At 64.4% G+C, this 267-nt stretch carries 1 protein-coding gene; it reads right to left on the bottom strand.

Annotated elements, in window-relative coordinates:
• Nucleotides 1-267, bottom strand: a 267-nt coding sequence (locus SB717_RS36445; RefSeq protein ID WP_410907910.1) for a TetR/AcrR family transcriptional regulator, incomplete at both ends; no start/stop codon positions are given.

The following is a 267-nucleotide window of genomic DNA, read 5'->3' as shown; positions in this document are numbered from 1 at the left end:
AACCGGTCAGCCGACATCGCCCATCGGACGTTCGCATCACCCATCAGCTCGTACTCACCGACCAACGCGTTGATGGCACCGTGGACGTCGCCGGCTCGGGCGGCGTGACGGGCGGCGTTGGTCTGCTGGGCCAACGACTCCGCCAGTCCGCGAACCACCCCGGCCTTGGATTCGAAATGATTGAGCACCGTCTGGTGCGAGACACCCGAGGCCTTGGCGATCGAGGCCAGGGTCACATCTTCGAAGGACCTCTCCATGAAGAGGTCC

This window comes from Priestia sp. SIMBA_032 (assembly GCF_046535215.1).
Taxonomy (GTDB): domain Bacteria; phylum Bacillota; class Bacilli; order Bacillales; family Bacillaceae_H; genus Priestia; species Priestia aryabhattai.
Note: the sequence above shows the minus strand (reverse complement) of the source record. Positions and strands in the feature narration are given on the sequence as shown.